Annotated in this window: 21 protein-coding genes; 9 read left to right on the plus strand and 12 right to left on the minus strand. The window is 56.8% G+C overall.

Annotated elements, in window-relative coordinates:
* Positions 1 to 297 precede the first annotated feature (297 nt).
* Positions 298 to 1,074 carry a 4,5-DOPA dioxygenase extradiol gene (ygiD, locus tag P1X16_RS11390; RefSeq protein ID WP_277228883.1) on the minus strand — a complete coding sequence of 259 codons (777 nt, stop codon included), beginning with the start codon at positions 1,072 to 1,074 and terminating at the stop codon, positions 298 to 300.
* Between the two features lie 333 nt (positions 1,075 to 1,407).
* Here ygiD and P1X16_RS11395 point away from each other — a divergent pair, with 333 nt between their 5' ends.
* Positions 1,408 to 1,800, plus strand: coding sequence for a BlaI/MecI/CopY family transcriptional regulator (locus P1X16_RS11395; RefSeq protein ID WP_277228885.1), 393 nt, complete (start codon positions 1,408 to 1,410; stop codon positions 1,798 to 1,800).
* A gap of 49 nt (positions 1,801 to 1,849) precedes the next feature.
* Complete coding sequence (locus P1X16_RS11400) at positions 1,850 to 3,253, plus strand: POTRA domain-containing protein (RefSeq protein WP_277228886.1); 1,404 nt, start codon at positions 1,850 to 1,852, stop codon at positions 3,251 to 3,253.
* Positions 3,254 to 3,337: 84 nt separating this feature from the next.
* Here the strand turns inward: P1X16_RS11400 and P1X16_RS11405 are convergent, their stop codons facing one another.
* The 3 genes from P1X16_RS11405 to P1X16_RS11415 form a co-directional block, all read right to left on the minus strand.
* Positions 3,338 to 5,611, minus strand: a complete 2,274-nt coding sequence (locus P1X16_RS11405) for a xanthine dehydrogenase family protein molybdopterin-binding subunit (RefSeq protein ID WP_277228888.1) — start codon at positions 5,609 to 5,611, stop codon at positions 3,338 to 3,340.
* Complete coding sequence (locus P1X16_RS11410; RefSeq protein WP_277228890.1) at positions 5,608 to 6,633, minus strand: xanthine dehydrogenase family protein subunit M; 1,026 nt, start codon at positions 6,631 to 6,633, stop codon at positions 5,608 to 5,610. The genes P1X16_RS11405 and P1X16_RS11410 overlap by 4 nt, the downstream gene beginning before the upstream one ends.
* 86 nt (positions 6,634 to 6,719) lie before the next feature.
* Complete coding sequence (locus tag P1X16_RS11415; RefSeq protein WP_277228892.1) at positions 6,720 to 7,253, minus strand: 2Fe-2S iron-sulfur cluster-binding protein; 534 nt, start codon at positions 7,251 to 7,253, stop codon at positions 6,720 to 6,722.
* A 642-nt stretch (positions 7,254 to 7,895) separates the two neighbouring features.
* Here P1X16_RS11415 and P1X16_RS11420 point away from each other — a divergent pair.
* Positions 7,896 to 10,454: a malectin domain-containing carbohydrate-binding protein gene (locus tag P1X16_RS11420; protein WP_277228894.1), complete on the plus strand. Its 2,559-nt coding sequence runs from the start codon at positions 7,896 to 7,898 to the stop codon at positions 10,452 to 10,454.
* A gap of 364 nt (positions 10,455 to 10,818) precedes the next feature.
* On the opposite strand, the gene P1X16_RS11425 is transcribed toward P1X16_RS11420, so the two are convergent.
* Both P1X16_RS11425 and P1X16_RS11430 read right to left on the minus strand, forming a co-directional pair.
* Positions 10,819 to 13,440 (minus strand): TonB-dependent receptor, encoded by a 2,622-nt coding sequence (locus tag P1X16_RS11425; protein WP_277228896.1) that lies wholly within the window; start codon positions 13,438 to 13,440, stop codon positions 10,819 to 10,821.
* 173 nt (positions 13,441 to 13,613) lie between these two features.
* Positions 13,614 to 13,970, minus strand: coding sequence for a LysR family transcriptional regulator (locus tag P1X16_RS11430; protein ID WP_277228898.1), 357 nt, complete (start codon positions 13,968 to 13,970; stop codon positions 13,614 to 13,616).
* Positions 13,971 to 14,162: 192 nt separating this feature from the next.
* Here P1X16_RS11430 and P1X16_RS11435 point away from each other — a divergent pair, with 192 nt between their 5' ends.
* On the plus strand, positions 14,163 to 14,855 hold the full coding sequence (locus tag P1X16_RS11435) for a hypothetical protein (RefSeq protein ID WP_277228900.1): 693 nt from the start codon (positions 14,163 to 14,165) through the stop codon (positions 14,853 to 14,855).
* A gap of 72 nt (positions 14,856 to 14,927) precedes the next feature.
* On the opposite strand, the gene dnaB is transcribed toward P1X16_RS11435, so the two are convergent.
* Entirely contained in the window at positions 14,928 to 16,547 is a 1,620-nt protein-coding gene (gene dnaB / locus P1X16_RS11440) for a replicative DNA helicase (protein WP_277229541.1), read from the minus strand.
* 311 nt (positions 16,548 to 16,858) lie between these two features.
* Between dnaB and P1X16_RS11445 the strand changes: the two genes are divergently transcribed.
* Both P1X16_RS11445 and P1X16_RS11450 read left to right on the plus strand, forming a co-directional pair.
* On the plus strand, positions 16,859 to 18,250 hold the full coding sequence (locus P1X16_RS11445; RefSeq protein ID WP_277228902.1) for a Mur ligase family protein: 1,392 nt from the start codon (positions 16,859 to 16,861) through the stop codon (positions 18,248 to 18,250).
* A gap of 78 nt (positions 18,251 to 18,328) precedes the next feature.
* A complete protein-coding gene (locus tag P1X16_RS11450) occupies positions 18,329 to 19,027 on the plus strand; it encodes an alpha/beta hydrolase (RefSeq protein WP_277228904.1) in 699 nt (232 codons plus the stop codon).
* Positions 19,028 to 19,205: 178 nt separating this feature from the next.
* On the opposite strand, the gene P1X16_RS11455 is transcribed toward P1X16_RS11450, so the two are convergent.
* Both P1X16_RS11455 and P1X16_RS11460 read right to left on the minus strand, forming a co-directional pair.
* The gene (locus P1X16_RS11455; protein WP_277228906.1) at positions 19,206 to 19,754 is read right to left on the minus strand and encodes a hypothetical protein; all 549 of its coding nucleotides are present in this window, start codon (positions 19,752 to 19,754) and stop codon (positions 19,206 to 19,208) included.
* A 39-nt stretch (positions 19,755 to 19,793) separates the two neighbouring features.
* Positions 19,794 to 20,585 carry a M48 family metallopeptidase gene (locus tag P1X16_RS11460; RefSeq protein ID WP_277228908.1) on the minus strand — a complete coding sequence of 264 codons (792 nt, stop codon included), beginning with the start codon at positions 20,583 to 20,585 and terminating at the stop codon, positions 19,794 to 19,796.
* A gap of 348 nt (positions 20,586 to 20,933) precedes the next feature.
* On the opposite strand from P1X16_RS11460, the gene P1X16_RS11465 reads away from it, so the two are divergent.
* Together P1X16_RS11465 and P1X16_RS11470 are read left to right on the plus strand one after the other, a co-directional pair.
* Positions 20,934 to 21,548: a fumarylacetoacetate hydrolase family protein gene (locus P1X16_RS11465; RefSeq protein ID WP_277229544.1), complete on the plus strand. Its 615-nt coding sequence runs from the start codon at positions 20,934 to 20,936 to the stop codon at positions 21,546 to 21,548.
* 228 nt (positions 21,549 to 21,776) lie between these two features.
* On the plus strand, positions 21,777 to 23,786 hold the full coding sequence (locus P1X16_RS11470) for a M23 family metallopeptidase (protein WP_277228910.1): 2,010 nt from the start codon (positions 21,777 to 21,779) through the stop codon (positions 23,784 to 23,786).
* 99 nt (positions 23,787 to 23,885) lie between these two features.
* On the opposite strand, the gene P1X16_RS11475 is transcribed toward P1X16_RS11470, so the two are convergent.
* The 3 genes from P1X16_RS11475 to P1X16_RS11485 form a co-directional block, all read right to left on the minus strand.
* Positions 23,886 to 24,581, minus strand: a complete 696-nt coding sequence (locus P1X16_RS11475; RefSeq protein ID WP_277228912.1) for an ATP-dependent Clp protease proteolytic subunit — start codon at positions 24,579 to 24,581, stop codon at positions 23,886 to 23,888.
* An 88-nt stretch (positions 24,582 to 24,669) separates the two neighbouring features.
* The gene (locus P1X16_RS11480; RefSeq protein ID WP_277228914.1) at positions 24,670 to 24,972 is read right to left on the minus strand and encodes a hypothetical protein; all 303 of its coding nucleotides are present in this window, start codon (positions 24,970 to 24,972) and stop codon (positions 24,670 to 24,672) included.
* 4 nt (positions 24,973 to 24,976) lie between these two features.
* The gene (locus P1X16_RS11485; protein ID WP_277228915.1) at positions 24,977 to 25,573 is read right to left on the minus strand and encodes a sigma-70 family RNA polymerase sigma factor; all 597 of its coding nucleotides are present in this window, start codon (positions 25,571 to 25,573) and stop codon (positions 24,977 to 24,979) included.
* 314 nt (positions 25,574 to 25,887) lie between these two features.
* Between P1X16_RS11485 and P1X16_RS11490 the strand changes: the two genes are divergently transcribed.
* Positions 25,888 to 26,463 (plus strand): lipocalin family protein, encoded by a 576-nt coding sequence (locus tag P1X16_RS11490; RefSeq protein ID WP_277228917.1) that lies wholly within the window; start codon positions 25,888 to 25,890, stop codon positions 26,461 to 26,463.
* Positions 26,464 to 26,542: the final 79 nt, after the last annotated feature.

A 26,542-nucleotide genomic window follows, 5' to 3' on the forward strand; every position in this document is an offset into this window, starting at 1 on the left:
TTGGCAAAGTACCTGTCATGCTGAGCTTGTCGAAGCATCTCGCTCGAATCGTTGGGCAAGCGTTAGAGTTTACCACACTAGCCAGATGCTTCGACTCCGCTCAGCATGACGGTTACTTTAGCAACATCAGCACGCGAGATGCTTCGACTTCGCCTGCGGCTGCGCTCAGCATGACGGGCTGTCTTTATAATTTTCAATCGCACAGCCCGGCATCAGCCTATTCCCGAGGTTAGCACACTGCTACTCTGCACAGAGGATTTAGAAAACCTGTTCAGCTTCTATCTAAGGCTGCCCCTTCTACCCCACTACAAACGTGCGCATGCTCATGCCACCGAAGCTTACTTCCTCGTAGGCGTGGCGAATTTGGTCGTCGGGCTCCGCGAGTGCCAAGCTATAGAGCATCGGAATATAGTGATCGGGAGTGGGCACGGAGAGCGAACCACTGGCCCCGGCTTGCTGGTAGTGCGCCAGCGCTAGCAAGTCGCGCTGATTGATTTTCGCCTTCGCCCACTCATCGAATTCCTGCGCCCAAGCATACGGCGTGGCATCGTCGTTCATGAACTTGGGCATGCTTTGGCGCAAGTTGTGCACGATGTTGCCGCTGCCCACAATCAGCACGCCGCGGCGGCGCAGAAACTGCAGTTGCTTGGACAGTTCGGCGTGAAAGGTCATCGGCTTGTAGTAGTCGATGCTGAGTTGGAAGACCGGAATATCGGCTTCCGGAAACAAGTGGTGCAGGACCGTCCAGGTGCCGTGGTCGAGGCCCCACTCGTCGGTGGGGTGCGCATCGGGCAGGGCCGCCAGCACTTCCTGCGCTACGTCGGGCGCGCCGGGCGCCGGGTATCGCATATCGAACAACTCCTGCGGGAAGCCCCCGAAGTCGTGAATGGTTTCGGGCCGCTCATTTACGGCTACAAAGGTGCCCCGCGTGAGCCAGTGCGCCGACACCACCAGCACGGCGCGTGGTGGCTGCACATTGCGGATGTCGTGGCCTAGTTGATGCAGTGTTTGCGTGAACGGGTTATCGGCCAGCGCGTTCATCGGCGAACCGTGCCCAACAAATAGAACAGGCATCTTCACAGTTTTCTGAAAACTGCTGGCAGTGGCATGGAGATCTTGCAGAGAGTTCATGGCGAAGGCATCAAAGTAACACGGCCAGGTTTTCAGCTACCGCATAGGCACCTGAACCTGTGCTTTACACAACAAATGTACCTACATTATTTCATAATTTGTTTAGACCTTCGCAAAAACAAGATCCTGCAAAACAATAAGTTTATATTATATAGTACTGATATACAAGCATTTGCATGTAATACGAATTACCAAACAGCATGCTATACCTGACAAATAAGTTTTAAAACGTATTTATAAGTTGTTAAACTGATTTATACGTTATACATTTATTCTATGGAAGAATTAACGAAGACGGAGGAGCGCATCATGCAAATCCTGTGGAAGCTAAAAAAGGCTTTCGTGAAAGACATCATCGAGCATCTGCCCGACGAGCCGAAACCGCCCTACAACACCATCTCCTCGGTGGTGCGCATCCTGGAGCGGAAGGAGTATGTAGGGTTCAAGGCCTATGGCAAGACCTACGAGTACTTTCCGCTGATCAGCCGCGCGCAATATCGGGCCGCTAGCTTCAAGCGCCTGCTCACGCAGTACTTCGACAACTCGCCCTCCGACTTAGTATCATTTATGGTGGAAGAGGAAAAGCTTGATCAACAGCAAGTTCAATCCCTGCTGCTCAAGTTACTCCAAGCCGATCAGGCTTCCAAACAAGACGGCGATGCTAAGTAGCTACTTCCTGTACCTAGTTGAGTCGTCCTTCTGCCTGGCTGTTTTCGCTTTGGCTTACCGGCTGTTGTTTGCTCCCCTCACCTACTTCAGTTGGAATCGGTGGTATCTGCTAGGCAGCGTAGGTGGGAGTTTGGTGCTGCCGCTGCTGTCGTTTCCGGGCCTTGCCTACTTGCTTGCCACCCCGGCTGTCGACAACGGGCCACTGCTCCTGCAACTAACTTGGGCCCGCCCCGCGGCAGTTACGGCCTCAACTGCGTTATCGGCCCCGTCGCTTAGTGTGTGGGCTTGGGTGCTGGGCGGAATGGTAGCGGTGTATATGGCCGGCGTGCTGTACCGGCTGCAAAACTTTGGGCGCAATCTGTGGTGGCTACGGCAGCTTGCGCGGCGTCACCCGCGCACCAACAAAGGCGCTTACTGGCTAGTGGAGCTTTCCAACCCCACAATGCCCGCCTTCTCGTTCGGGCGAAGCGTGTTTTTGTCGCCGTTGCACGCTAGCCTTAGCGCGACGGAACAGCAGCAGCTTCTACAACACGAACTAGTACATGTACATCAACGCCATACGCTCGACATTCTGCTGCTGGAAGGTATAGCAGTGTTGCTGTGGTTTAACCCGGCGGTCTATTATGTGCGCCAGCAGCTAAAAGAGGTGCACGAGTATCTGGCCGATGCCGCGGTAGCCCGCGCGGCCGGCAGCGTTTCCGACTACGGCCAATTACTTATTAAGCTGGCCGCGCAGCAGTCTCCGCTTTCCCTAGTTCATGCCTTTTCCACCAAACATATAATCCAGCGAATTACTATGCTTACTACGCCATCCTCCCGCCCCACGCAAAAACTGCGCTTCCTCCTGATTGTGCCAATCTTGGCCGGTGCGTGGATGGCTACCTCTTGTGCTGATTCGCCCAGTCCGACCGCTGCAGTTGCCCCTGAAACCTCAGCAGCGGCTACTTCTACACCTATCGGCCGCATTACGTGGGAAGGCAACACGGTAGTATCTACCGAGCGCCTCAACCAAGCCCTCGGCCTGAAACCCGGCGACGCCTTCGATTCTCTTGCCTTGGAAAAGCACCTCAGCTTCTCACCCGATGGTAAGGATGTGACGTCGCTCTACATGGACCAGGGCTACCTCTTCTTTTCGGTTTCACCCGTTGTCCAGCACCAGCCCAATGGCAGTGTAGATCTAACGTTTAAAATTGCCGAAGGCCGTGCAGCACAACTTGACATCATCACCTTCACGGGTAATGGCAAAACCTCCACAGAGTCTTTAATGGATGCTATACCTCTGCGTCCTGGCGCTACTTTTAGCCGGGCCAAGCTTATCGAAGCCCAAAAAAATCTAGCCTTGCTAGGCCCTTTTGACCCTGAACGGGTTAATATAAATCCGCAACCCATCATGCGTCCGAACGCCGCTACCGACTTAGTGAGGATTGAATTTTCGCTGGTGGAGAAGAAATAGGCTGTAGATCTAATAACATATTTTAATAAAAAGCCCCGGAACCAACTGGCTCCGGGGCTTTTTCATATACTAGCGAATTTGCTGTTACAACAGCTTATCCATGTAAATAGGCAGTTCGCGGATGCGTTTGCCGGTGGCGTGGTACACGGCGTTGGTGATGGCGGCGGCTACGCCGAGTAAGCCAACTTCACCGATGCCTTTCACGCCAAGCGGATTCACCTTGTCGTCTTCCTCTTCCACGAAAATCACGTCGATGTCGTGGATGTCGGCGTTGACGGGGATGTGGTACTCGGCATAGTTGTGGTTCATATAGCGGCCGAAGTGGTGGTCCATGACGGTTTCTTCCATCATGGCCATGCTGATGCCCCACACTACCGACCCAAGCACTTGGCTACGAGCTGTTTTGGTGTTGAGAATACGGCCGGCAGCCACAGCATTCACTACCCTCGTCACGTGCACGGTGCCCAAGTCTTCGTCTACCTTCACTTCCACGAACACGGCGTTGTGGGAGTGCAAAGAATACGGTAGCTGCTTGATCATGTCGGGTCCGGAATTACTGGTGGCCTCAAGCTTCTCCTCGCCGCTGGCTTGCAGCACGTCGCGGATGACTACGGCTTCTTCCGGGTTTTCGCGCAACCGTATCTGGCCGTTGGCAAACTCTACGTCGTCGATGTCGGCCCCTTTTAGTGGGTGGCCTTCCATCTTTTGGGCCAGCTTGAGCAGCTTCTCCCCAATGTTGACGCATACCTTTTGCACCGCCGTACCCACCGAGGCCGCCGTCCAAGAACCGCCTTCTACCGGCGACTCCGGCAAATCGGTATCTCCGAGCTGGAAGGTTACTGCCTCTAGGGGCAAGCCGAGCGTTTCGGCCGCAATCTGGGTCATGATGGTGTAGGTGCCAGTGCCAATGTCACCGGTGGCGCTGGCTACGGTCAGCTTGCCATCGGCAGTAAGCGTGGCTTTGGCTTTGACTTTTTGCATGGAAGCATCCCACACGCCCCCGGCCATACCCCAACCGATCAGCATGTTGCCTTCGCGCATGGAGCGTGGCTCCTGAGTACGCCGATCCCAACCGAACCGGGCGGCGCCTTGGTGGTAGCACTCGCGCAGTTTCTTGCTGGAGAAGGGCCGCTTTAGGTTTTGGTCGCGCTCGGCGTAGTTGCGGATGCGGAAGTCCAAGGGGTCGAGGCCAGCCTCGTAGGCCATTTCGTCCATGGCTACTTCGAGGGCGAAAGAGCCGGTGGCGGCACCGGGCGCGCGCATGTCTTGGGGCGTAAACACGTCGAGCTTGGCTATCTGGTAGCCCAACTTTACGTTGTCGCACTGGTAGAGCATGCCCGACCAGTTCACCACGTTTTCGGTGTAGTCCTCGAACTGCGAGGTTTCATGGAGGGCGTGGTGTTGCAAGGCTGCCAGCGTGCCGTCGGGGTTGGTGCCCATTCTCACGTATTGCAGCGTGTGGGGCCGGTGGCCAAACGAAAACATCTGCTGGCGTGTGAGGGTCACGCGCACCGAGCGTTTCAGTTCCAGCGCGGCCAGCACCGCCAAGAACACCGTGTATTGGGGCCGCAGTCCGGAGCCGAAACCACCACCCATGTAGAGGTTAATCACCCGAGCTTCGTCTTTGCTAAGCCCGAAGATTTTGGTGATGTACTGCTGCACGTTGTACACGCCCTGCGTTTTGTCGTAGGCCGTGATCTTGCCATCGGGATGATATTCCACGGTGGTGCCGAACATCTCCATGGGGTTGTGATGCTGCGTGCCGTGCATATACTCCCCCTCGATGCGGTGGGTGGCTTTTTTCAGCGCGTCGTTGGGGTTGCCGCGGGGTGCTGGCGGCGGCATCCAGCCGGTTTTGCCGCGGCCCGGCTCGAACCCTTCGTCGCGCTTGAGTTCGATGTTGGTTTCAAACTTTTCTTCCTCGTAATCAATCTGCAACAGCGACGCACCGTAGCGGGCCAGCTCGAACGTTTCGGCTATGACCACCGCCACGGGCTGCATGTTGAACATGATTTTCTCGTCGTGCAGGGGCCGGAACGGCGAGCCGCCGGGCGCTACATCGTCTTTGTAGTTACGGTCGAACCAAGCCAGCGAAGGCACGTTTTCGTGCGAGAAGATCTGCACCACGCCCGGCAGCGCCAGCACCGGCTCGGAGTGAATTTTGGTGATGCGGCCTTTAGTGATAGTGCTGTTGACCACGTAGCCATACAACAAACCGGGCACGTTGAACTCGGCCGAATACTTGGCGGCGCCCGTCACCTTAGCGGGCCCATCGACGCGGTTGGTGGGCTTGCCGATGTAGCTGGTTCCGGTGGTGCCCGCTTCCACGGTGGGCGGGGTAGTTATAAGCTGGCTCATGGATTCGAGTTTAGATATGCGTTGGCATCGAGGGGCTGGTTCATTTCGGTGGCCTGCTTGAGGGCCCGCACAATGGCGCGCTTGCCGAGCTCGATCTTAAAGTTGTTGTAGCCGTAGCCTTGGGCGTTGTGCATGATGGCCGTAGCGGCTTGGCGGAAGTTGTCTTCGGTAGCCGACTGGCCACGGAGTGTTTCCTCTACCGCCATATCGCGCCAGGGCTTGTGGGCCACCCCACCGAGGGCAATGCGGGCTTCTTTGATAGTGGTGCCTTCCAGCTCCAACCCTACTGCCACCGATACCACGGCAAAGGCGTAGCTGGTTCGGTCGCGGAGTTTGAGATAGGTGAAGTTTTTCTCGAAGCCTTTAGCCGGCAAGTCCAGCGCCGTAATCAGCTCGCCGGTTTCGAGCGTGTTGTCGCGCTCCGGCTGGTCGCCGGGCAGGCGGTGGAAGTCGTCGAAAACGATGGTCCGCTCGCCGTGCGGGCCGCTCACGCGCACTGTGGCTTCCAGGGCGGCCAGTGCTACGGCCATATCGGAGGGGTGCGTGGCAATGCACTGCGGACTGGTGCCCAAAATAGCGTGGATGCGGTTGTAGCCCTGCAAGGCCGAGCACCCGGAGCCGGGCTCTCGCTTGTTGCAGGGCGTGGAGGTGTCGTAGAAATAGTAGCAGCGCGTGCGCTGAAGCAAGTTGCCGCCGTTGGTGGCCATGTTGCGCAGCTGCGCCGTGGCACCGGCTAGTATGGTCTGGCTAAGCAACGGATAGCGCTTTTCCACTTCGGGATGCCAGGCGGTATCGGCGTTGGTGGCTAAAGCGCCGAGTCGCAGGCCACCTTCCGCGTTGTCTTCGATGGTCGTAAGGGGCAGCTTGTTGAGGCCGATGAGGTGCGTGGGCTTTTCCACGTTTTCCTTCATCAAATCCAGAATATTAGTGCCGCCCGCCACAAACGCCGATTTCGAGTTGGTGGACTTGTCGCGCACGGCCGTGTCCACGGTTGTTGCGCTGGTATAGGTGAAGCTGTTCATGGGTGAGAGAGTGAAGTTGAGATAGTATGAGTTTGTGAATCCGTGTTATGCGAAGCAGCCCTAGGGCACTTTCATAACTTCACTTTTCACAACTTCCCATTCTGCTTGTCTACCACTTCTTTCACCGCAGCCAAGATGCCTACGTAGGCGCCACAGCGGCAGAGGTTGCCGCTCATCAGCTCCCGGATTTCATCTTCGGTGTGGGCGCGCCCTTCGTTGATCAGCCCTTGGGCCGAGCAAATTTGGCCGGGCGTGCAGTAGCCGCACTGGAAGGCGTCGTGGTCGATGAAGGCTTGCTGCAAGGGGTGCAGATTGCCTTCCTGGCCTAGTCCTTCGATGGTCGTTACTTCGTTGCCGTCCTGCATGACGGCCAGTGTGAGGCAGCTATTGATGCGCTTGCCGTTGACGAGCACCGTACAGGAGCCGCACTGCCCATGGTCGCAGCCTTTCTTGGTGCCGGTCAGGTCGGCGTACTCGCGTAGGGCATCGAGCAGCGACGTCCAGGGAGCCAACTGCATTTCGCGGCGCACGCCATTGATAATAAGGGTAACATGCCCAGTAGCCGGCGGCTTGGGCAGCGCGCCGAAGCCGGCGGACAGGGTAGTTGGGTTTGAATTCATAGAAACTGAGTGCAGAGGTGGATTGGCAGCAGAAGCCTTGTAGCAGTTGACTCCGACCTGCTCCGTATCCATACGCCCCCACTTCGCCTTGCGTTACTATTTCCCTGGTATTTGCTTTGTCCGGTTGCAAACTTCCCGTGGGCTGCCCACGGGCTATTACGCATTTCGAGTAAGAATACGAGTTAGCAGCAGCAGCCCCCCGTTAAACCTTCAGGTTTCGTCGCCATTGCACAGTCGGGCTGCTTGTATTCCTAGCGCTTGCTCTAGGCTTTTCCTTTCGTAGAAAACTACGAGCCAGTTACCACCGACTGCCAGTTCTTTTTCCCATTCAAAGCACAGGCGGTTAATGCTTTATTAATGTGCACAGCAGCAAGAATAAAGCTAGTACAGGCGAACATAACTTGACGGATGAGGTATATAGTATCACTCATTCTGCATATTCTCTTCTTGCCATTGAAAAAGTGCGGGCGTTGGTGAAATGACCGCTAAAAATCCTAGTTGTGCTGGTATTCAATTATTGCTAGTACGACGCCCAAACGGAACTCCTATACGCTTCTATTTCTCAACTTAGCCACCTTCCACCTTCTTGCTATGAAAGAAAATATACTTGCGCAACTGCCTCGCAGGGCGAGAACATTGCTTTTGGGAGCATGCCTGTTCGCCGGGCCTAGTCTGCTGGCCAACCCCTCTCCAGAACTCCCTAGCCTTCAAGCCCGGCAGACGCCCGCCCGCGTGGCCGCAAGTGGTGACACCATTCGCATCAACTGTGGCGGCGCAGCCGTGCAAACCAATGGCAAGCTTTTCGCGGCCGATGCGTATTTCACGGGCGGCAAATCGTTTAGCAATTCGGCCATTGCCGATGTGCTGCAAACCAACGACGACGAGTTATACCGCACCGAGCACAGCGCCTCGGCTAACCTAGTGCCTTTCAGCTACAACATTCCGGTGTCGGCGGGCACGTACACAGTGCGTTTGCACTTTGCTGAAATCTACTTCGGGGCAACCGGGGGCGGGCCGGGTGGAGCAGGCCGGCGCGTGTTCAGCGTGAATCTGGAAGGCCGTCCCGTTCTTGTCAACTACGACATCATAGCTGACGCTGGCTCGATGACGGCCGTTGTCAAGGAGTATCAAACCACCGTAACGGACAACGCGCTAACCCTGGATTTTGCGGCCAGCGTGGACCAGCCTAGCGTGGCCGCCATTGAAGTACTACGCAGTACCGACCCTTCCCCCACCGGCTGCCAGTGGGTAACTGCTGCTCCCTCCGCCTTGGAGCGCAAGGAAGGCCAGAGTGCCGTCGTGAATGGTCAGCTCTACACGTTTGGGGGCTACTACGGTAACCTACAGGGTACCAACCTCACGCAGCGCTACGACGTTACGACCAACCAGTGGACCAACTTAGCCCCGGCCCCCTACCCCGTTACCCATATGGGCGTTGCGGTGGTCGACGAGCAGGTCTGGCTGATTGGTGGTTTTCAGGGCGAAGTGCACCCCGGCCCCGTAACGGCCGCCGTGCAGGTTTACGATACCCGAACCAATACCTGGAACTTCGGCCCTCCTCTACCGGCTCCGCGTGGCTCCAATGCGGCGGCGCTGGTTGGCCGCAAGATTCATGCGTTCGGGGGCGTACTCCCCGACCGCCACACCGATGCCGGCGACCATTATGTGCTGGATGTCGATAATCTGGCCGCTGGTTGGCAGTCGGCCACGCCGCTGCCCAGCCCCCGCAACCACTTGGCCGGGGCCTCTTTAGGGGGCAAGGTGTACGCCATTGGGGGGCAGTATGGCCACGACCAAGGCCGCGACATCAACTCCTTGGTTCATGTGTACGACCCGGCTACCAACGCCTGGACCCGGCTACCTGACCTGCCCGGCCCTAGGTCGCACTTCGAGCCCGGCACCTTCACCCTCGATGGCCAAATCCTGATTGTAGGGGGCAGCACCAACACCACCGACTACGCCGACATCCTGAGCTACAGCCCTGCTGTCAATAACTGGCGCCAGTTTTGCACCCTGCCCGCTACCCTAGTTGCCCCCTTTGCACAAGCCATTGGCAACCGCTTAGTGGTAGCCCAAGGTGCCCGCGACAATTTTGCCGTACCCGAGAAGACCACCCAAGTCAGCACCATCACCCGGGTGGCCAGCAACGTACTCGGCTTTTCGGTGCCGCAACTCGCGGTTTCGCTCCCGTCGGGCGGCAGCACAACGCTCGAAAACGTGCTATGGACTTATTCCGGCACTGCCTCCTATACCCTTTCGCTGCCTAATGCCCCAACTTGGTTGAGCTTGCCTAACCGTACGGGCACAGCCGGCACTCTTGGGCAGGAAGTAGGGCTGCAAATCAATGCGGCGGGCCTGACGCCCGGTACGTACACCGCCACCGTACAAGCCAGCGCGCCGGGCTATACTACCGCTACTACTACGCTCACGCTTACCATCACGGGCCAGAGTGGCGTAGTGCTTGCGCTTAATGCGGGCGGCAACGCCTACACCGACGCCGACAACATTTCTTATCAGAGCGACCAATACTTCAGCGGCGGCAGCACGTTCAGCACCAGCAATTCCATTGCCAATACCCCCGACGATTTACTGTATCAGACGGAGCGGTACGGCAATTTCAGTTACAACGTGCCCGTGCCTAATGGCACCTACCGCGTTACGTTCAAACTCGCCGAGATATTCTGGCAAGCCCCTCAGCAGCGCCAGTTTGATGTACTAGCCGAAAACCAAGTAGTAATAAACGACCTGGATATAGCTGCTCAAGCCGGCAGCCTCACCTCCCTCGACATCGTCCGGACCGTAACCGTAACCGACGGGGAGCTTGACCTGCAATTCCGCACCGACCTCGACAACGCAAAGCTAGCGGCCCTGCTCATCGAAAGCACGTCAGCAGCCGGAACTACAGCTTCGACGGCATTAAAAGCCAAATCTAGCACGAAGGCGTTAGCCACTAAATGGAACCTGTACCCTAACCCCGTCTCCGAAAAAGCCACCTTATCTTTTACAGCCGCCACGAAGCAAGCAGCACGTCTAGAGGTCTTGAATAGCCAGGGCCAGGTAGCCTTGCAAGAAACACAGTCAACCGTGGCCGGCGCTAATCAACTAGAGCTTGCTACCTCGAAGCTTGCAGCAGGTGTGTACATCGTTCGTGTGTATCTCCAGGAAGGCATCATCAACGCCCGTATGCTGGTGGTAAAGTAAGTCACTAAATACAACAGATAAAGCCGAGTTGCTCTAGCAGCTCGGCTTTATCTGTCTTAACCTATGCCGCCATTGCCAACACTACCAGGCCGTCATGCTGATCTTGTCGAAGCACCCTGCGTACTGACTTTGCCAAACTATATCGGTCATGCTGAGCGCAGCCGAAGCATCTCGCTAGTGTGGTATAATCAGTTAGCCTCACAACGTCAGCACGCGAGATGCTTCGACTGCGCTCAGCATGACCGATATAGTTTGGCAACTTCGGCAAATCAGATACTTCTACTTACTTAACAGGAAGGACCTTTTCTGCGGATTATAAGCACTTATTGAACTCACCTGGTTTGTATCCCCCCCATGCATGGCATTACAGGCCATACGTCACGGCTAGGTAGTAGAGCCCTCCTACACTTGGGCCGCCGAGGTACGACACGTAGTACTCGTTAAGTAAGTTGCTGGCGCCGAGCTTGAAGCGTAGATTGGGCGCGGCTGCGGTGTAGCTCACTTGGGCATCGAGGGTGTGATAGGCGGGCACGTAGCCGTTGACTAAGAAGGTTTGCGAGTAGTAGCGGGCCTGCCAGCGGTAGTTGACCCCGAAGCCGAAGTTCTTGTAGGCGTTTTCGTTGCCCAAACTTAAGTTGTAGGCCCAACGGGGCGTGTTGAAGCCATCCTCCAAACCGTCGCCGGATTCGGTGCGGTCGAGGCGGGTGTAGGTGACGCTGCCGCCAGCCAAGTAGTTGCCGGGTAGCTCGTAGCGTAATCCGAGGGAGCCGCCGTAGTTGTAGACCTGGCTTTGGGCATTGGTCCAGAGCCGGTAACGGTTTTGGGTGGCGCGGTTGCTGAGGTAAATAGCAGCCGAGTCGGGGTTGTTGGTTTTGGGCACGTAGGCCTCCACCTGCGCAATAAAGTCGCGGTAGGAATTATAGTAGAAATCCAGGTCGAGCAACAATTGCCCACCCGGCAGCAGCGCTGCCTTGTAGCCTAGCTCCAACGACTTGATGTATTCGGGCTTCAGATACGTATAGGGCGTCCTAACCAAACGATTCTTGTTCTGCTCGATGGCCAGGCGTCGTTTCTCGGCCGCACTGGCAGCACTAGTATTAGCGTTGACGGCGGCCGTCACGGCCGTGTTGAAAGCATCGATAGAACTGCGCAGGTAGCTGTTTTCAAACACCCCATCCGACATCACACGCAGCCCGCCAATGCGCTTTACTTGCCCACTGTTCACGTTCGAGAAGCCCTCAAACAAGCTCGGGAACCGGTAGCCGCTCTGGTAGCTCACGCGGAAGTTGTGCTGCCGGGTAGGCGAGTATACCCCCGTGAAGCGCGGATTGAAGCGGGTGCTGAAATAGTCGTTCTTGTCGGCGCGGAGCGTGGCTGTGAGCCGGATTCGCTCGTCGAGCAACCGGGCGCCGGCCTGCACGAAGCCGCCGGTTTTGCTGTACGTCAGGTTGTCGTTGAGGGGGTCTTTGTTCTTTTCGGGGTTGATGAAGTAGTTGCCGTCGGGCTTGATGATGTAGGTGCGGTGGTCGGCGCCTACTAGCAGGTCGAGGGCAGCGGGCCACTGGTTGCCACTCCGGCGCAGAGCTTCGGCTAGGTTCACCTGGCCTTCAGCGTGCACCAAATCAGCCTGCACGCGCAGGGCGGCGCCTTGGTCCCAGTTGTTGATGGCTGCCAACTCGCTCAACCGTTGTTTGAACTCGGGCGTACCAGGTTGCAAGCGGCCCGCATCGGCGGCAATCCGAGCGGCGGCGTGGGCTTGCGCTACGGTTTGGCCGGCCGCAGTAGCGGCGTTCCAGGCCGTGGTGTAGTCTTGGTTCCAGACGGCATCCGGCTTGTAGCTGCGGTCTAGGTTTTCGGCCGCCGAGCGCAGATTATAGCTCTTGCCAGTGTTTTCGGTAGTAAGATACGCCCGGGCCTGCACCACCGGGTTGGTTAGCTGCACGGCGTGCTGTTGCAGGTGGTAATCCTCTAGCCGGAAGCGGTTGGAGCGTTGATACACGTTGTCGAGTATGGTGCCCCGGTAGGTGTACGCCAGCTCGGTAGAGGTGCCAAGCTTGTAGTGCAGCGCAGCATCGTACTTGATGGTTTGCAGGTGATAGTCCACCACGTCCTTTTCGTTGTAGCCGGTGCGGGCCACCGAGTAGCTTTTGCCGCCCAAGGTCAGGGTGCTGCGGTTCGAGGACTCGTTGCCGTAGCTATTTACGGGGTCTTGGGCAGGGTTCTCGGGCCCAAAAAGCGCAGTGGTGGCGTTGCCGTTGGGGTTGAGCTCGGTTTGGTCGTTGGCTATCCAGTCATATCCCCGCAGATAGGTGCCGTTCACTTTGAAGGCTAGCTTGGGCGTCAGCACTTTGGCATAGCGAATGCTCGTCTCAGAAAACAGCTTGGCGCCGCTGTTAGGGTTGTTTACGTGGTTAACGCCCGTCTTCTGCTGCACACTCAGCCCATCACTCCGAAACGGATTCTTGGTACTAAAATTGGCTAGTCCATTGATGGCATTTAGCCCGTAGAGCGCCGCGGCCGTACCCGGCACAATCTCTACCGTGTTGATATCTAAATCACTCGGCCCCAACACATTTCCAATTGGCCCGCCGATGTGCGGCGCTTGGTTGTCGATGCCATCCACGAGCTGCGCAAACCGTACGTTGGTGGTATTGGTGAAGCCGCGGGCATTTATCACTTTGAAGCTCAAGCTTGGCGTAATCACCTGCACGCCCTTCAGGTGCTCGATAGCATCGAAAAATGAGGGGGCCGGTGTGAGGCGCAAGGCCCTCGCGTTTAGCTTCTCCACCGTCACCGGCGACTGCAAAAAGCTTTCCTCCACCTTGGAAGCCGCCACCACCACTTCCCCGAGCGAGACGTTCTGACGAGCCGTATCGGCCGGCGCCGGGAGCCGGGTTGGCTGCTGAGCCGACACCGACTTCGGCGTCATGCATAGCGAAAGCAGCAACAGCGGCAGGCCCGCTCCTAGGTAAGTAAAGTTCCTCATGCAGGTCGTTATATTTCTCTAAACATAACGCATGCCAACGCAAATTGTTAGCAGTTGCTTCCAGCAAGCAAAGGGAGGCTTTTTTGCGCCTTCACAGAATCAGCAGAAGGCACCACAGCCAGCTAATAACGCTGTGCATGCAGAGGCAGAGTTGAAAACGCAAGGCTTAGTTCTTACAACAGCCGGGCTTGTTCTGCTCGTATAAACTCCTGAAACCGCTCTTGGAGTGCCTGAAACTCTTGCATCAGCTGGCGGCCTTCGGCGGTTACTTCGGCGCCACCGCCACGCTTGCCGCCGGTTTGGGTGAGCACCAAGGGGCTGGCTGCTTGCGCATTCAGGGAGCTAATCAGGTCCCAGGCGCGCTTGTATGACATGCCCATAGCTTGCGCCGCTTTCGAGATAGAGCCGAGTGCGTCAATCTGCGTTAGGAGTTCCAGCCGACCGATGCCCATAAACCGGTCGTCGTTGGTTTCCACCCACAAGCGGCCGTTGAGGCGAAAGACAAGGTCAGCGCGCAGCAAGTTTTTCATGCCCGTAATCTTACAAAAAACGCCGTCAACCCCACAGGCAACACGTTAGAGCTTGATTATCACCAATAAAATCATGGCCAAATTCTAAAAACTACAAACTCCTCTGCAACCTACCGGCCCTTCCTTGCGGATAGCTATGCGGCAGTCAAGCAGGCTGCTTCTATCGTGTACTCTTAATTTGAAAGCCAATCCATGGAACCTACGCAATCCACCGACCAGAACCAGAACACTCAACCAACCGCTTCTACCAGCGCCGAAACCAGCGGCTCCGCTGCCTCCAAAACCTCAAATGGCACCGGTCAACGGTCCACTGACAGCACGAGCTGGACGGAATATGCCAACCCACAAAAAGTAGTCGATCAGCTTCCCCAAGGTGTGCGTGACTTTTTCACTAACTCTTGGGCCCAAGTAGGTAAGAGCTGGGACCAAGCCGGCCAACAGATAGGCAAAATGAGCACCACGCAAAAAGTAGCAGGCGCCGCCGCATTGGTTGGCATCGGTTACTTGGCTATGCGCTCGGGCAAATCGTCCAAGAAAGAGTCGGGACGCTACAAGTCGTCGCCTAGTACGAACCGCTCGTACCAGCGCCCAGAGCAGAACTACTACTCTGGCACCGGCTATTCCAGCAGTGGACAGTACTACTCGGCAGGCTCGCGCCCCGATACCAGCCGCCGCATGGACATGGGTCCCAGCGCAGACGCCAGCAGCTTCGACCGCGAAAACGTATCCCGCTCAGGCGGTACTTACTCCCCCGATTCTAGCGCTTCCAACTACGGCGCTGGTTCTTCCAATCAATCCTCTTCCACCTACCGTGGCGCAGGTTCGCAAGGCAGCTCAGGCTCCTACTCCAGCAATGCCGACTCTGATTACGATACCGGCATCTAAGCCAGTCTGATTTATCAGCTTAAAAGAAAAGCACCAACCGGATCCGGTTGGTGCTTTTCTTTTGACTTTACTTTAAAACGGTGGCGGACCATCGTCGAAGTTGCTGCGGGGGAAAGGCTGCGCGGGCGGCGGACCGTCGTTGTTGATGCGCGAGCCCAGCCGGATGGTGTTCGGGGCAAAGGCCGAGGCGTCATCATCGAACGTGCTGCTGGGGAAGGCCCCCGTGTTGTAGCTGCCCGCGTCGCCAAAGCCACCGGCACCGTCGAGGTCGGCGAACTTGGTGAACTTGCCGATGAACTTAAGCTGCACCGTTTCCAGGGAGCCGTTCCGGTGCTTGGCAATAATAACTTCGCCGGTACCTTGGGTAGGGTTACCCATTTCGTCCTCGGTAATCTTGTAGTACTCCGGACGGTACAAGAACACTACCATGTCGGCATCCTGCTCGATAGAACCCGATTCGCGAAGGTCACTTAGTTGAGGCTTCTTGTCGCCGCCGCGGGTTTCTACGGAGCGCGAAAGCTGCGACAGCGCCAGAACCGGCACGTTCAACTCTTTGGCAATGCCCTTGAGTGCCCGCGAGATACTCGCAATTTCCTGTTCACGGTTGCCCATGCCCTTGCCGTCGGTGTTGCCCGTCATCAGCTGCAAGTAATCGATGATGATCATCGAAATATCGTGGTGCGCTTTCAGGCGGCGGCACTTGGTGCGCAGCTCCCGAATGCTCAGGCCGGGCGTATCATCAATGTAGATGGGCGCCGACGATAATGCCGAAATTTTGTGGTTGAGCTGGGCCCACTCGTAGTCGGCGAGGTTGCCCTTTTTGATTTTCTCGGAATCCAGTTCAGCTTCCGCCGAAATCAGACGATTCACGAGTTGCAGCGATGACATTTCCAACGAGAAAATGGCCACCGGCTTCTTAAACTCCACCGCCGCGTTGCGCATCGCCGACACTACAAAGGCGGTTTTACCCATACCAGGGCGGGCGGCAATAATCACAAGGTCAGAGGGTTGCCAGCCGCTGGTCACCCGGTCTAGGGCCGAGAAGCCGGATGGCACACCGGTGAGGCCATCCTTCTGGTTTTTCTTTTCTTCCAGCTCTTTGATGGCCTTGCCCATCAGGCTGCGCATGTCGTCGAAGTTCTTCCGAATATTCGATTCCGACACTTCAAACAGCGCCTGCTCGGTGCTGTCGAGCAGGTTGAATACGTCGGTGGTATCTTCGAAAGCGTCGCGCTGGATGGTGCTGGCTATGTTGATCAGCTCGCGCTTAATAGCGTTTTCGGTGATGATCCGGGCGTGGTACTCCACGTTGGCCGCCGAGTTGACCTTGAACGTGAGGTTGGCTACGTAGTGCGCCCCGCCGGCTGCCTCTAGCTCACCCATCTCGCGCAGCTCCTGCGTGACAGTCAGAATATCAATGGGCTCCGACTTATCGAACAGATTGAGAATGGCCTTGAAGATGCGCTGGTGCCCATCTTTGTAGAAACTCTGCTCTTTAAGAATGTCGATTACGGTGGTCAGGGCATCCTTTTCGAGCATGAGCGCGCCCAGTACGGCGGCTTCTAACTCCAGGGCCTGTGGCGGCAGCTTGCCCGACGGCCCGCCCGCCGGAACCACCGCCGCACGGCTGTTCCAGGCGGCCTTAGCACGCGAGGCTGATAATTTCAAGCGGTCATCCATCCGGTCGTTCATCACTGAGGTAAGCAATACAATGTAAGCAGGTTCGGGGAGTTTTCAGCTGGAGCTAGTTAGGCTTTCCTTCTATTCAACCGTTTTCTCGGCCCGATATTTTGTCAAAGGGGCACAAAGCTAACGGCTGGGCCTTACAATCCGGAAGTGGTACAAATGGTTTCTTTTGTGTATGATGAGGGGAAGCACCGGAAGCTAGCAGACTCAAGCTAGAAGGCATAAGTAAACCGTGAAAATAAGTTGTGTTTCCTAGCTTCTATCTTCTAGCTCCTGGCTGCTTCTTACCTTTGCCGCCCGCTTACCCACTAACCTGAATGGCCGCTACGCCCACCTCTTCCCTTCAACGCCTTCACCTGACTGCCGTTGGGGGCAGCATCATGCACAATCTGGCTTTGGCCTTGCACCGGCGCGGCGCCCACGTTACGGGTTCCGACGACGAAATATTCGAGCCCGCCAAAAGCCGTTTGCAAGCCGCCGGGCTGCTACCTGCCGCCGAAGGCTGGTTTCCCGAGAAAATAACCGCTGATCTGGACGCCGTGATTGTCGGGATGCATGCCCGGGCCGACAACCCGGAGCTGCTGCGGGCCCAGGAGCTAGGGCTGCGGGTGTACTCGTTTCCCGAGTTTATCTACGAAGCTTCCAAAGACAAGCAGCGAGTGGTGATTGGCGGCTCGCACGGCAAAACCAGCATCACGTCCCTGATTCTGCACGTACTGCGCTACCACGGCCGCAAGTTCGACTATGCGGTGGGGGCTCAGCTAGAAGGCTTCGATTTGATGGTGCAGCTCACCGAGGATGCGCCCATCATCATCATCGAGGGCGACGAATATTTATCGTCCCCGATTGACCGTCGGCCTAAGTTTCACCTCTACCAGCACCACATTGGTGTGATATCTGGCATCAGCTGGGACCATATCAATGTGTTTCCAACCGAGGAAATTTATCGGGAACAGTTCAAGATTTTCGCCGAGATGACGCCCAAAGCCGGCACGCTCATCTACGACCAAGACGACGAGCAGGTACAGCTGGTGACGGTGCCCAGCAACCCCGACGTGGAGTACATCGGCTACGGCCCCCACGAGCACGTCATCAAGGACGGAAAAACGTTCTTGCTCAACAAGAAAGACGAGAAGGTACCCGTGCAGGTATTCGGCGAACATAACCTGCGTAATATTTCGGCTGCCAAAGAAGTCTGCAAGCAGTTGGGTATTAAGGGCAAGCCCTTTTACGAGGCCTTGGCCACGTTTAAAGGGGCGGCCCGCCGACTGGAGCTGGTAGCTGAAGGCGACGACTCGGTTGTGTACAAAGACTTTGCCCACGCACCAAGCAAGCTGAAGGCCACGGCTACGGCTTTCAAAAAGCAGTTTCCGAAGCGCCGCCTCGTGGCCTGCTTGGAGTTGCACACGTTCAGCAGTTTGAACCCGGCTTTCCTGCCCCAATACGCCCACACCTTCGATGCGCCCGACGTGGCCGTGGTGTACTTCAACCCGCACGTGCTGGAACATAAGCGCCTGCCGCCGCTGGCGCCCGAGCAAGTCGCTCAGGCCTTCAACCGCCCCGATTTGCGCGTTTTCACCGACAGCAAGCAGCTCGCGCACTACCTGCACACGCAGAATTGGCACGACGCTAACCTGCTCATGATGTCGTCGGGCACGTTTGATGGATTAGATTTAAAGCAGTTGGCCGCGGAAGTTGTTAGTGCTTAGTATGTGTACGCAGAGGCTTCCAGTTTTACCTATTGGAGGCTCCGAAACACAAGTCCTAGGCACTAAGCACTACATTCTATGAAACAATCCTTGCTCTTGCTGCATGGTGCCTTGGCCTGTGAAGCGCAGGTAAAGCCATTGGCTCGCGAGTTATCGGCGCATTACAACGTCCATACTTTTTCGTTTAGCGGGCATGGCGGCCGTGCGCTACAGCAAGACGGCTTTTCGATGCAAAGCTTTGCCACGGAAGTACGGGAGTTCGTTCAGGAGCAAGGTTTGCCGCCGGTCCACGTTTTTGGCTACAGTATGGGCGGCTACGCAGCATTAGCGGCAGCAGCAGCTACCCCAGGCCTTATCCGTAGCATCACCACGCTCGGCACCAAGCTTGATTGGTCGCCGGCAACGGCAGCGCTGGAAACGCGCATGCTGGACCTCGACGCCATGCGCGCGAAAGTGCCGCAGTATGTGGCTCAGCTCGAGCAGCAGCACGCCCCTACGCCCCTCCCCGACCTGCTTGCGGCTACCGCCACCATGATGCGCCGCCTCGGCACGGCTCCGCTGCTTACGCCCGCTGTTCTGGCCACGCTCGATGTACCGGTGCAGGTGATGGTAGGCGAGCTAGACAAAACTGCCGGCGTAGATGCCTCCCGCCACTTCACCGACCATATGACCCACGCCACTTTCGAAATCCTAATGAACACGCCCCACCCCCTGGAGCGCGTAAACCCCGACTTGCTGGTTAACCGCATTGCCCGGTTTATAGAAACTGCCGCGTAACCGGAGTGGCAACCACCTTAACCGGTATGAAAAAGCCCGCCAATGGCGGGCTTTCTTTATTTCTCGGGCTCCGTTGGCTTGGGAAGATGCTCGGGCTTCGGACGGCGCCGGTCAGTGGCGAGCAGCAAGGCCAAGGCCGTGAAAGAGAGACGCATAATCCATTTGCGGCTGAGCATAACTAACGGGGAAAGAAGGTATTGCTGTCTACTATGCGTAAGTCGCAGCTGCTACCACCCGAGTTTTCTTCGCAGGTGGTACCCACAATATCGTTGTTTTCGAAGTTGAAAAAGCAAAACGTGCACCCCACGCCCGAAATGATGTAGCGAGAGGCATTGGAGCGTAGCAGCAGCTCCGAGTCGGAAACCAGTGTGAGTGGGATGGCCATGCCCCGGAACATGCCGTTGCGCAAGCCTAAGCCCACCAGAAAGTAAGAAGGTTGGTCTTTGGGGCCGCCCTGTACTTTGCGCACCATGGTTTTGTCGATGGTGGTACCGTCGCCGAACTGGCGGGTGAAGGCTTGAGCTAGCTGCTCACGGGGTACCAAGTACTTGATCAAGCCCTTTTCGCCCACCGTAGCCACTATTTTGCTGCTAGGCTCTTGCTTGCGGCTTATATCACTCTTATCGGGCGATGTAAATTCCGGAATACCTTTCTTCGTGGTTTCGCAGGCTGGCAGCACAACGGTGAGCAGTGCAAAAGCCAGTAACAAACGCAAAAAACGGGGCATAGTACTTATCATGCCGGAAAGGTAACTGGTCGGTCCGAGTTAACGCTTATAGTACTTGCGAGCCTCCGGCAATTCTCGCTGAATAGCCGCTACGCGCGTGCCATTGGATGGGTGAGTTGAGAGAAACTCCGGTGGTGAAGCACCTCCTTCGCGGGCATCCATACGCTGCCAGAAATCCACGGCTTTGTCGGGGTCATAGCCTGCCATAGCCATAAAAATCAGCCCAAGGTGGTCGGCTTCCGACTCTTGGCTCCGGCCGTACTTCAACAAACCGAGCTGCGAACCAGCCCCAACCACCTGCAAAAACACGCTCTGGCTTGCGGTAGGTGCCTGACCCACGGCGGCCGATGCCAAGCTGCCAATGCCTTGCGTAGCCATCTGCTGGCTCATCCGCTCGGTGCTGTGCTTGGCTACGGCGTGCGCAATTTCGTGGCCTAGCACTACGGCCAGACCGGTTTCATCTTGTGTGATGGGCAGGATGCCGCTGTATACGGCCACTTTGCCGCCCGGCATACACCAGGCGTTTTCCTGCTTATCATCTAGTAGGTTGTATTCCCAAGCATAGCCTTCGAGCTGGCTTTGCTGGTTTTGCTGCCGGAAATACGTTTCCACAGCCTGCTGAATACGCTGCCCCACACGCTTCACCATGGCCGCTTGCGTGCCGCTGCTGATAACCTTGCTGGTAGCAAGTACTTTTTGGTATTCGGTGGCGGCCATCGAGTTCATTTCAGCATCGGAAACGAGGCTGAGCTGACGGCGTCCGGTGATAGGAACGGTGGAGCAGGCTGCGGCCATGAACAGGCAACTGGCCAGAGCTATTTTCTTGAGCATAAGTGTGGTGGCGTTAGGAAGAACAGAACAAGTACAAAAGAGCACCGCCTCGCTTAAGCTCGGCGGTACATTGTTTGGGAAGCTATTTTCCTATACGTTGAAGCGCACAAAAAATGTTTGCTTGAACCCTTCCTTAATGCAGTAGGTAAAGCATCTAATTGTTGATCTAATTTTCGTGCCGTCAATTAACCGCTAATTTTGAGCGCTCTGAATTCGTTGTTTTGTGGCAATTACCGCGGCATCTTCCACATAGGCTCCCACTAAATTTCTTGGGTGGCCGAGATGCTTCGCATTGCCTACAGCACGTTCTTGTCTTCCAGACTCCAGCCTCACAAGCCCAACCGCTACATGAAAATCCTCTGCATCGGCCGCAACTACGCCGACCATATCACCGAGCTACAAAACGAAACACCCGACGCGCCCGTCATCTTCGCCAAGCCCGATACCGCCCTGCTCCAACGCAACCAACCGTTCTTCTACCCCGATTTCTCGCAGGATATTCACCACGAAATCGAGTTGGTGCTGCGGGTGTGCAAGAATGGCAAGAACATCGACGAGAAGTTTGCGCATACCTACTACGACGCCATCGGTTTGGGCATCGACTTTACGGCTCGCGACCTACAAAGCAAGCTGAAAAGCAAAGGCTTACCGTGGGAACTAGCCAAAGGCTTTGACGGCTCGGCCCCACTCGGCGAAACGTTTAAGCCAGTAAGTGACTTCTCGAATCTAAAAGACATCAACTTCCGGCTGGAAGTGAACGGCGAAGTGCGGCAGCAAGGCAACTCAGGCCTGATGTTGCACCCCTTCGATGCCATCATCAGCTACATTTCCAAGTTTATTACCCTAAAAATGGGCGACCTTATCTTCACGGGTACGCCGAGCGGGGTGGGACCGGTGAAGATCGGTGACCAGCTGACCGGCTACATCGGCGACGAAAAAATGCTGGACTTGGCAGTGAAATAAGTAGCTGGGTTTCAATCAGCTTATTTCGTTGCGTTAATTTTCGGGGCGGTATCAGTTGGTCGGTGGCCTCCGGCTGGCTGTGCCTGCGCCTTGGCTGCGTGTAGCTTCAGGCCGATTGGCTCGAGGCTTTTGGCCTTGCTCCCACCTATTGATTGAATAACTCCGTCAGCGGGACGCCGTTATTGGCGTTTGCTTCTGTAGTTTTTGTACTTGCTGATTGATTTACGAATGCCCGATAAGTTGATTGCCCCGCCCCGGCGGTTGTTGAGTATCTCATTGCTTCCCCTGTTTCTGCTGTTCTTAGGGCTCCAGCCGGCTTCCTGCGGTGGGCAAGAGCCAGATTCTCTTTCCCCGGCTCCTACCCCTGAAACTCCGGCTGGCCCGCGGCCCGCGGTGCCCAACGGGTACTTCCTGTTTCCCATCAAGCCAGGCAAAATCAATTTCCTGGCTGCCAGCATGGGCGAGCTGCGGCCCAATCACTTCCACGGCGGCCTCGACATCAAGACCGACGGCCGGGTAGACTTGCCCGTGTACGCCGCCGCCGACGGCTACATCTCGCGGCTCAAACAAAGTAGCTTCGGCTACGGCAACGTGCTCTACATCACCCACCCCAATGGGCTGACTACCGTGTACGGCCACCTCAACCACTTCCAGGGAGCCACGGCCGCCGAGCTGCTACGCCGCCAATACGAAAAGCAGAGCTACGAGCTAGAGCTATTTTTCAAGCCCGACCAATTTCCGGTGAAGCGCGGCGAAGTAGTAGCCTTATCGGGCAACACGGGCGGTTCGGCGGGGCCGCACCTGCACTGGGAAGTGCGCGATGCCCAAGACCACCAACTGAATCCGCTGCAGTGGGGTGGCTTCGCTGAAATTCAGGACCACGTTGCGCCCATGCTCCAGGCGTTTGCGGTAGAGGCGTTGGGCATCGAAGCGCGCGTACAGGGTGTGTTCGGCAAATCGGTGTTTGTGCCTAAAACGCCGCCCTTGCCCAACGGCGGGGGCTACGTATGGGCCGATACTATTTCTGCTTTCGGTTCGGTTGGCCTCTTAGTACAGGGTTTCGACCGGTTTGATGGGGTGTGGAACAAGAACGGGCTGCAACGGGTGGAAATCCAAGTCAACGGGCAGCCTTTCTACCGCCACGTGGTTGACGATGTGCCGTTTCCGGAGGGCACGCGCCAAGTGAACCAGCACATGGACTATGAGTGGCGCTTCATGCAGGGGCGGCAGTTCGAGAAGCTGTTTGTGGATGACGGCAACGACCTGACGATGTATACCACCGGCCCCGAAAAAGGCCGCCTGCGCGTGGAAGACGGCAAGCTGTACACTGTGGAAATCCTGCTGGCCGACTCGTACGGCAACACTACGCCGTTACGCTTCGTGCTACGCGGCAAGCAGCCAGTGTACTACAAAACGCGTTCGGCACTGGTGAAAAAACCGGCGCTACGCTACGACCTCAGCCGTAACCTGCTGGTAGCCGTAGCCGCCGACCCCGACACGGCCGCCACGAGTGGGCCGCTTACGCTCTTCAAAGGCAACCGCCGCCTGACGCTGCGCCCGAGCTACACGGTGCTCAGCCAGAACACCTACCTCTACGACCTGCGCGCCGGCCTCCCCGATTCGATGCAGTTCGGCGGTATCACCAAACGCTTCGACCGGCAGGCCCTTATCCCCTCCGGCCGCGACTTCGCCTTCACCACCGGCAATTTGCAGCTCGGCTTTGGCCCTAAAACTCTGTTTGACACGCTCTTTGTGCAGACCAGCTACAAGGCGGGCATCTGGACCGTACAGCAGCCGCGCACTCCGCTCTATCACAGTCTCAGCCTCACCCTACGGCCCGAAACCGAAGTTGCTGATAAGACCCGAACGGCCATCTACAGTGTCACGGCCAAGGGCGGCCGGGCCTACGTGGGTGGCAAATGGGAAGGCAATTCTATTACGGCGCCCATCAAAGCGTTCGGCCAGTTCAAGCTCCTCACCGACACCATTCCGCCTTCGGCCCGCTTGCTACGCAAAGGCCCGGCTGGCGTAGTTTTCAAGGTTGGCGACGACCTCTCGGGCTTGGCGTCCTACAAGTTGGAAGTAAACGGACAGTTTCATTTGCTTCGTTTCGAGCACAAGAACGCCACCCTTTTCTCAGAGAATTCCGATAAGCTTGGGCCACCCCTGCGTGGCCCCGCCACTCTCTACCTCCGCGACCAAGCCGGCAACGAAAAGGCCGTACACGTGGTGCTGTAAGCAAGTAGCGCTTGGATTAGTAGACCTAAGAGCTTAGTGCAACGCAATGGCACGATGGTAGCTCACGCTGCAGCATTTTAAGCTCTCTGGTCTACATTGTTATTTCTTTTCCAGCACCTCGTCAATTAGGCCGTACTCTTTGGCTTCGTCGGCGCGCAGCCAGTAGTCCCGGTCCGAATCGTCGTGGATTTGCTGGTAGGTTTTGCCGGTGCGTTCGGCGTAAATGCTGTAGAGTTCCTGGCGCAGCTTCACCACCTCGCGAGCCGTAATTTCAATGTCGGCTGATGGGCCCTGCACTCCGCCACTAGGTTGGTGAATCATGACGCGGGCGTGGGGCAGGGCGGAACGTTTGCCAATGGCCCCGCCGCACAGCAGAAAGGCGCCCATCGAGGCCGCCAGCCCGGTGCAGATAGTAGCCACATCGGGCCCGACGTACTGCATGGTGTCGTAGATGCCAAGCCCGGCATATACAGAGCCCCCGGGCGAGTTGATATAGAGCAGAATATCTTTCTTGGCATCTACTGACTCCAGAAACAGCATTTGCGCTGTTAGAATATTGGCAATGTTGTCGTCGACGGCCGTACCGAGAAACACAATCCGGTCCATAATCAGCCGCGAAAACACGTCAATTTCAGCAAAACGAGTGGGCCGCTCCTCGATAACGGAGCGGGTCATGTTGTGGACAAACGTGCGTCCCTGGCCTTCGATGTGGCTTACATATCGGTCGACGCTCAGGCCGCTGAGGCCCTGTGCCTGCACGGCAAATTTTCGGAATTCCTGCTTGGTTGACAGCATAAGAAAGTGGAAATAATGGGCATGCCGGTGCCCTTCGGCTCGAAAGCCTAGCACTCAGGATAGCCCTGATGAAATAGAAAACGAGAGGTTAGTGGTTGCCCGAGAACCGCGACCAGCCGGTGCAGACAACCCGCAGACTTGCCGCGGCTAACTGGCGCCAACGGCCCGGGCGCGGCCCGTAGAGCCGCTCATGGATAGCCTCTAGCTCACGCCGCAGCTGGCGCTGGCCTGCCACATACAGCCCTTGGTACACGCGCCGCTGCGCCTCGGTGTCGGTTTCCAGGTCGGCATCGAGTAGCTGCTGCAATGCCCATTCCTCGGCTTGGCCTGGTTGTGGAACACCGAGTAGATGCTGCTCGATTTGCTGCAGACGTTTCAACTCCGGGCGCATAGACTTAGTGGCTGAAGGTTTCGGTTAGCACGTTGCGCACCGAGTTGCGCAGCCGCTCTAGGCACTTAAACTTTTGCACCGTGGCAGAGCGCACGTTGCGGTACTGATGGGTGCTGGCGATTTGCTCTAAGGGTTGCTGGAAGTAGTAGAAAGACAGCAAAATGCTCTTGCACTTCTCCCCTAGCCGCTCCACATAGTCCAGCACCGATACTTCCTCGGCTGCTGCCCCCGCCTCGGCTGGTTCGCCTTGGTCAGGCATCTGCAGGTGCTCCTCGTTGAGGTCGGCGAGGTTGCAGCGCTGCCGACGGTCCACTTCCCGGCGCCAGATGTTGCGGGCCACGGCCACCAAGTAGGTACTAGCCGAGGCCGTGAGTTCCAGCGTGCCTGCCACGGCTTTTTCGTAAAACACAATCAGGGCATCGTGAAACACATCCTTGGCGTCCTGCGCAGTACCGCCATGCTGCAACACGTGGTGCCGCACCATGGGGAAAGTGTGCTGGTAGAGCTGCGTAAGGGTCTGGTCGCGGTTGGTTTGCAGCGCGTGCCGGAGCTGCACAGCAGCTTGCGGAGACGAATGCGGCAGAAGGTTTAGTGTTTTCATCGGAGTGCGAAGTCTACTGGTTAATCCGACTTTGTGTCAACTATCACCCTTAGATCAAGCAATAAATTAAATCTATTTTGCCGCCCGCGCCTACTTCTTCCACTTTACAGCCAGCTAGCTCTGGTGTTCTAGTTAAGCACCCTCAAGCTAGGCCGCTTGATGCGCTGAACTTGGAACAGGGAGCAACTGGTTTTCTGGCTTTAAATACTAATTCCCTTTCTTTTGGGCAGACAGCTGGAGGCCAAGCAACTCCACTTGCACATCCCACCGTTAAGCTGGCGCGTACAGCAAGCGTACATTCCAACTCGTCTAGTATGACCAAGCTAAATAAAGTCCGCCAACCTGTTTTGTTTGCAACGGCAGTAGCCGCAGTGGCTACCGGAGTAGCGGCCTACGGCTACGTCCGCCGCAAAATGTACGCGCCGCTGCCCACGGTACCGCACGTGAATCTGCACAAGTACAGTGGCTTGTGGTACGAAGTGGCCCGGCTGCCTACTCGCTTCGAAAAAGGCTGCCAGCACGTTACGGCTGAGTACAAAGTACGCCCCGATGGCAAAGTCGACGTGCTCAACACCTGCCATAAAGAAGGACTCAACGGCCCCGTTGAAACCGCCAAGGGCATTGCCCGCACCATGGATGCCACGTACTCCAAGCTGAAGGTTAGCTTCTTCTGGCCCTTCGAAGGCGACTACTGGATTCTGGACCTCGACTACGCCGACTATCAGTATGCCTTGGTCGGCACGCCTAGCCGCGAAAACCTATGGATCCTGAGCCGCACCCCGCACCTTGAGCGCAGCCGCCGCGACCATCTTATTGGCAAGGCCCGTGAACTAGGCTTTCCGGTAGAGAAATTGCTGTTCACCCCGCAACCCATGGATGAAAAGCCGTAGCGTACTCGCGGCAGTCTGGGCTAAACCTATCAGGCCTAGCTGCCGCAGCTACCGTGTTCCAAGCCGCCTGCTGGCGGTA

This window comes from Hymenobacter sp. YC55 (genome assembly GCF_029433095.1).
GTDB lineage: Bacteria > Bacteroidota > Bacteroidia > Cytophagales > Hymenobacteraceae > Hymenobacter.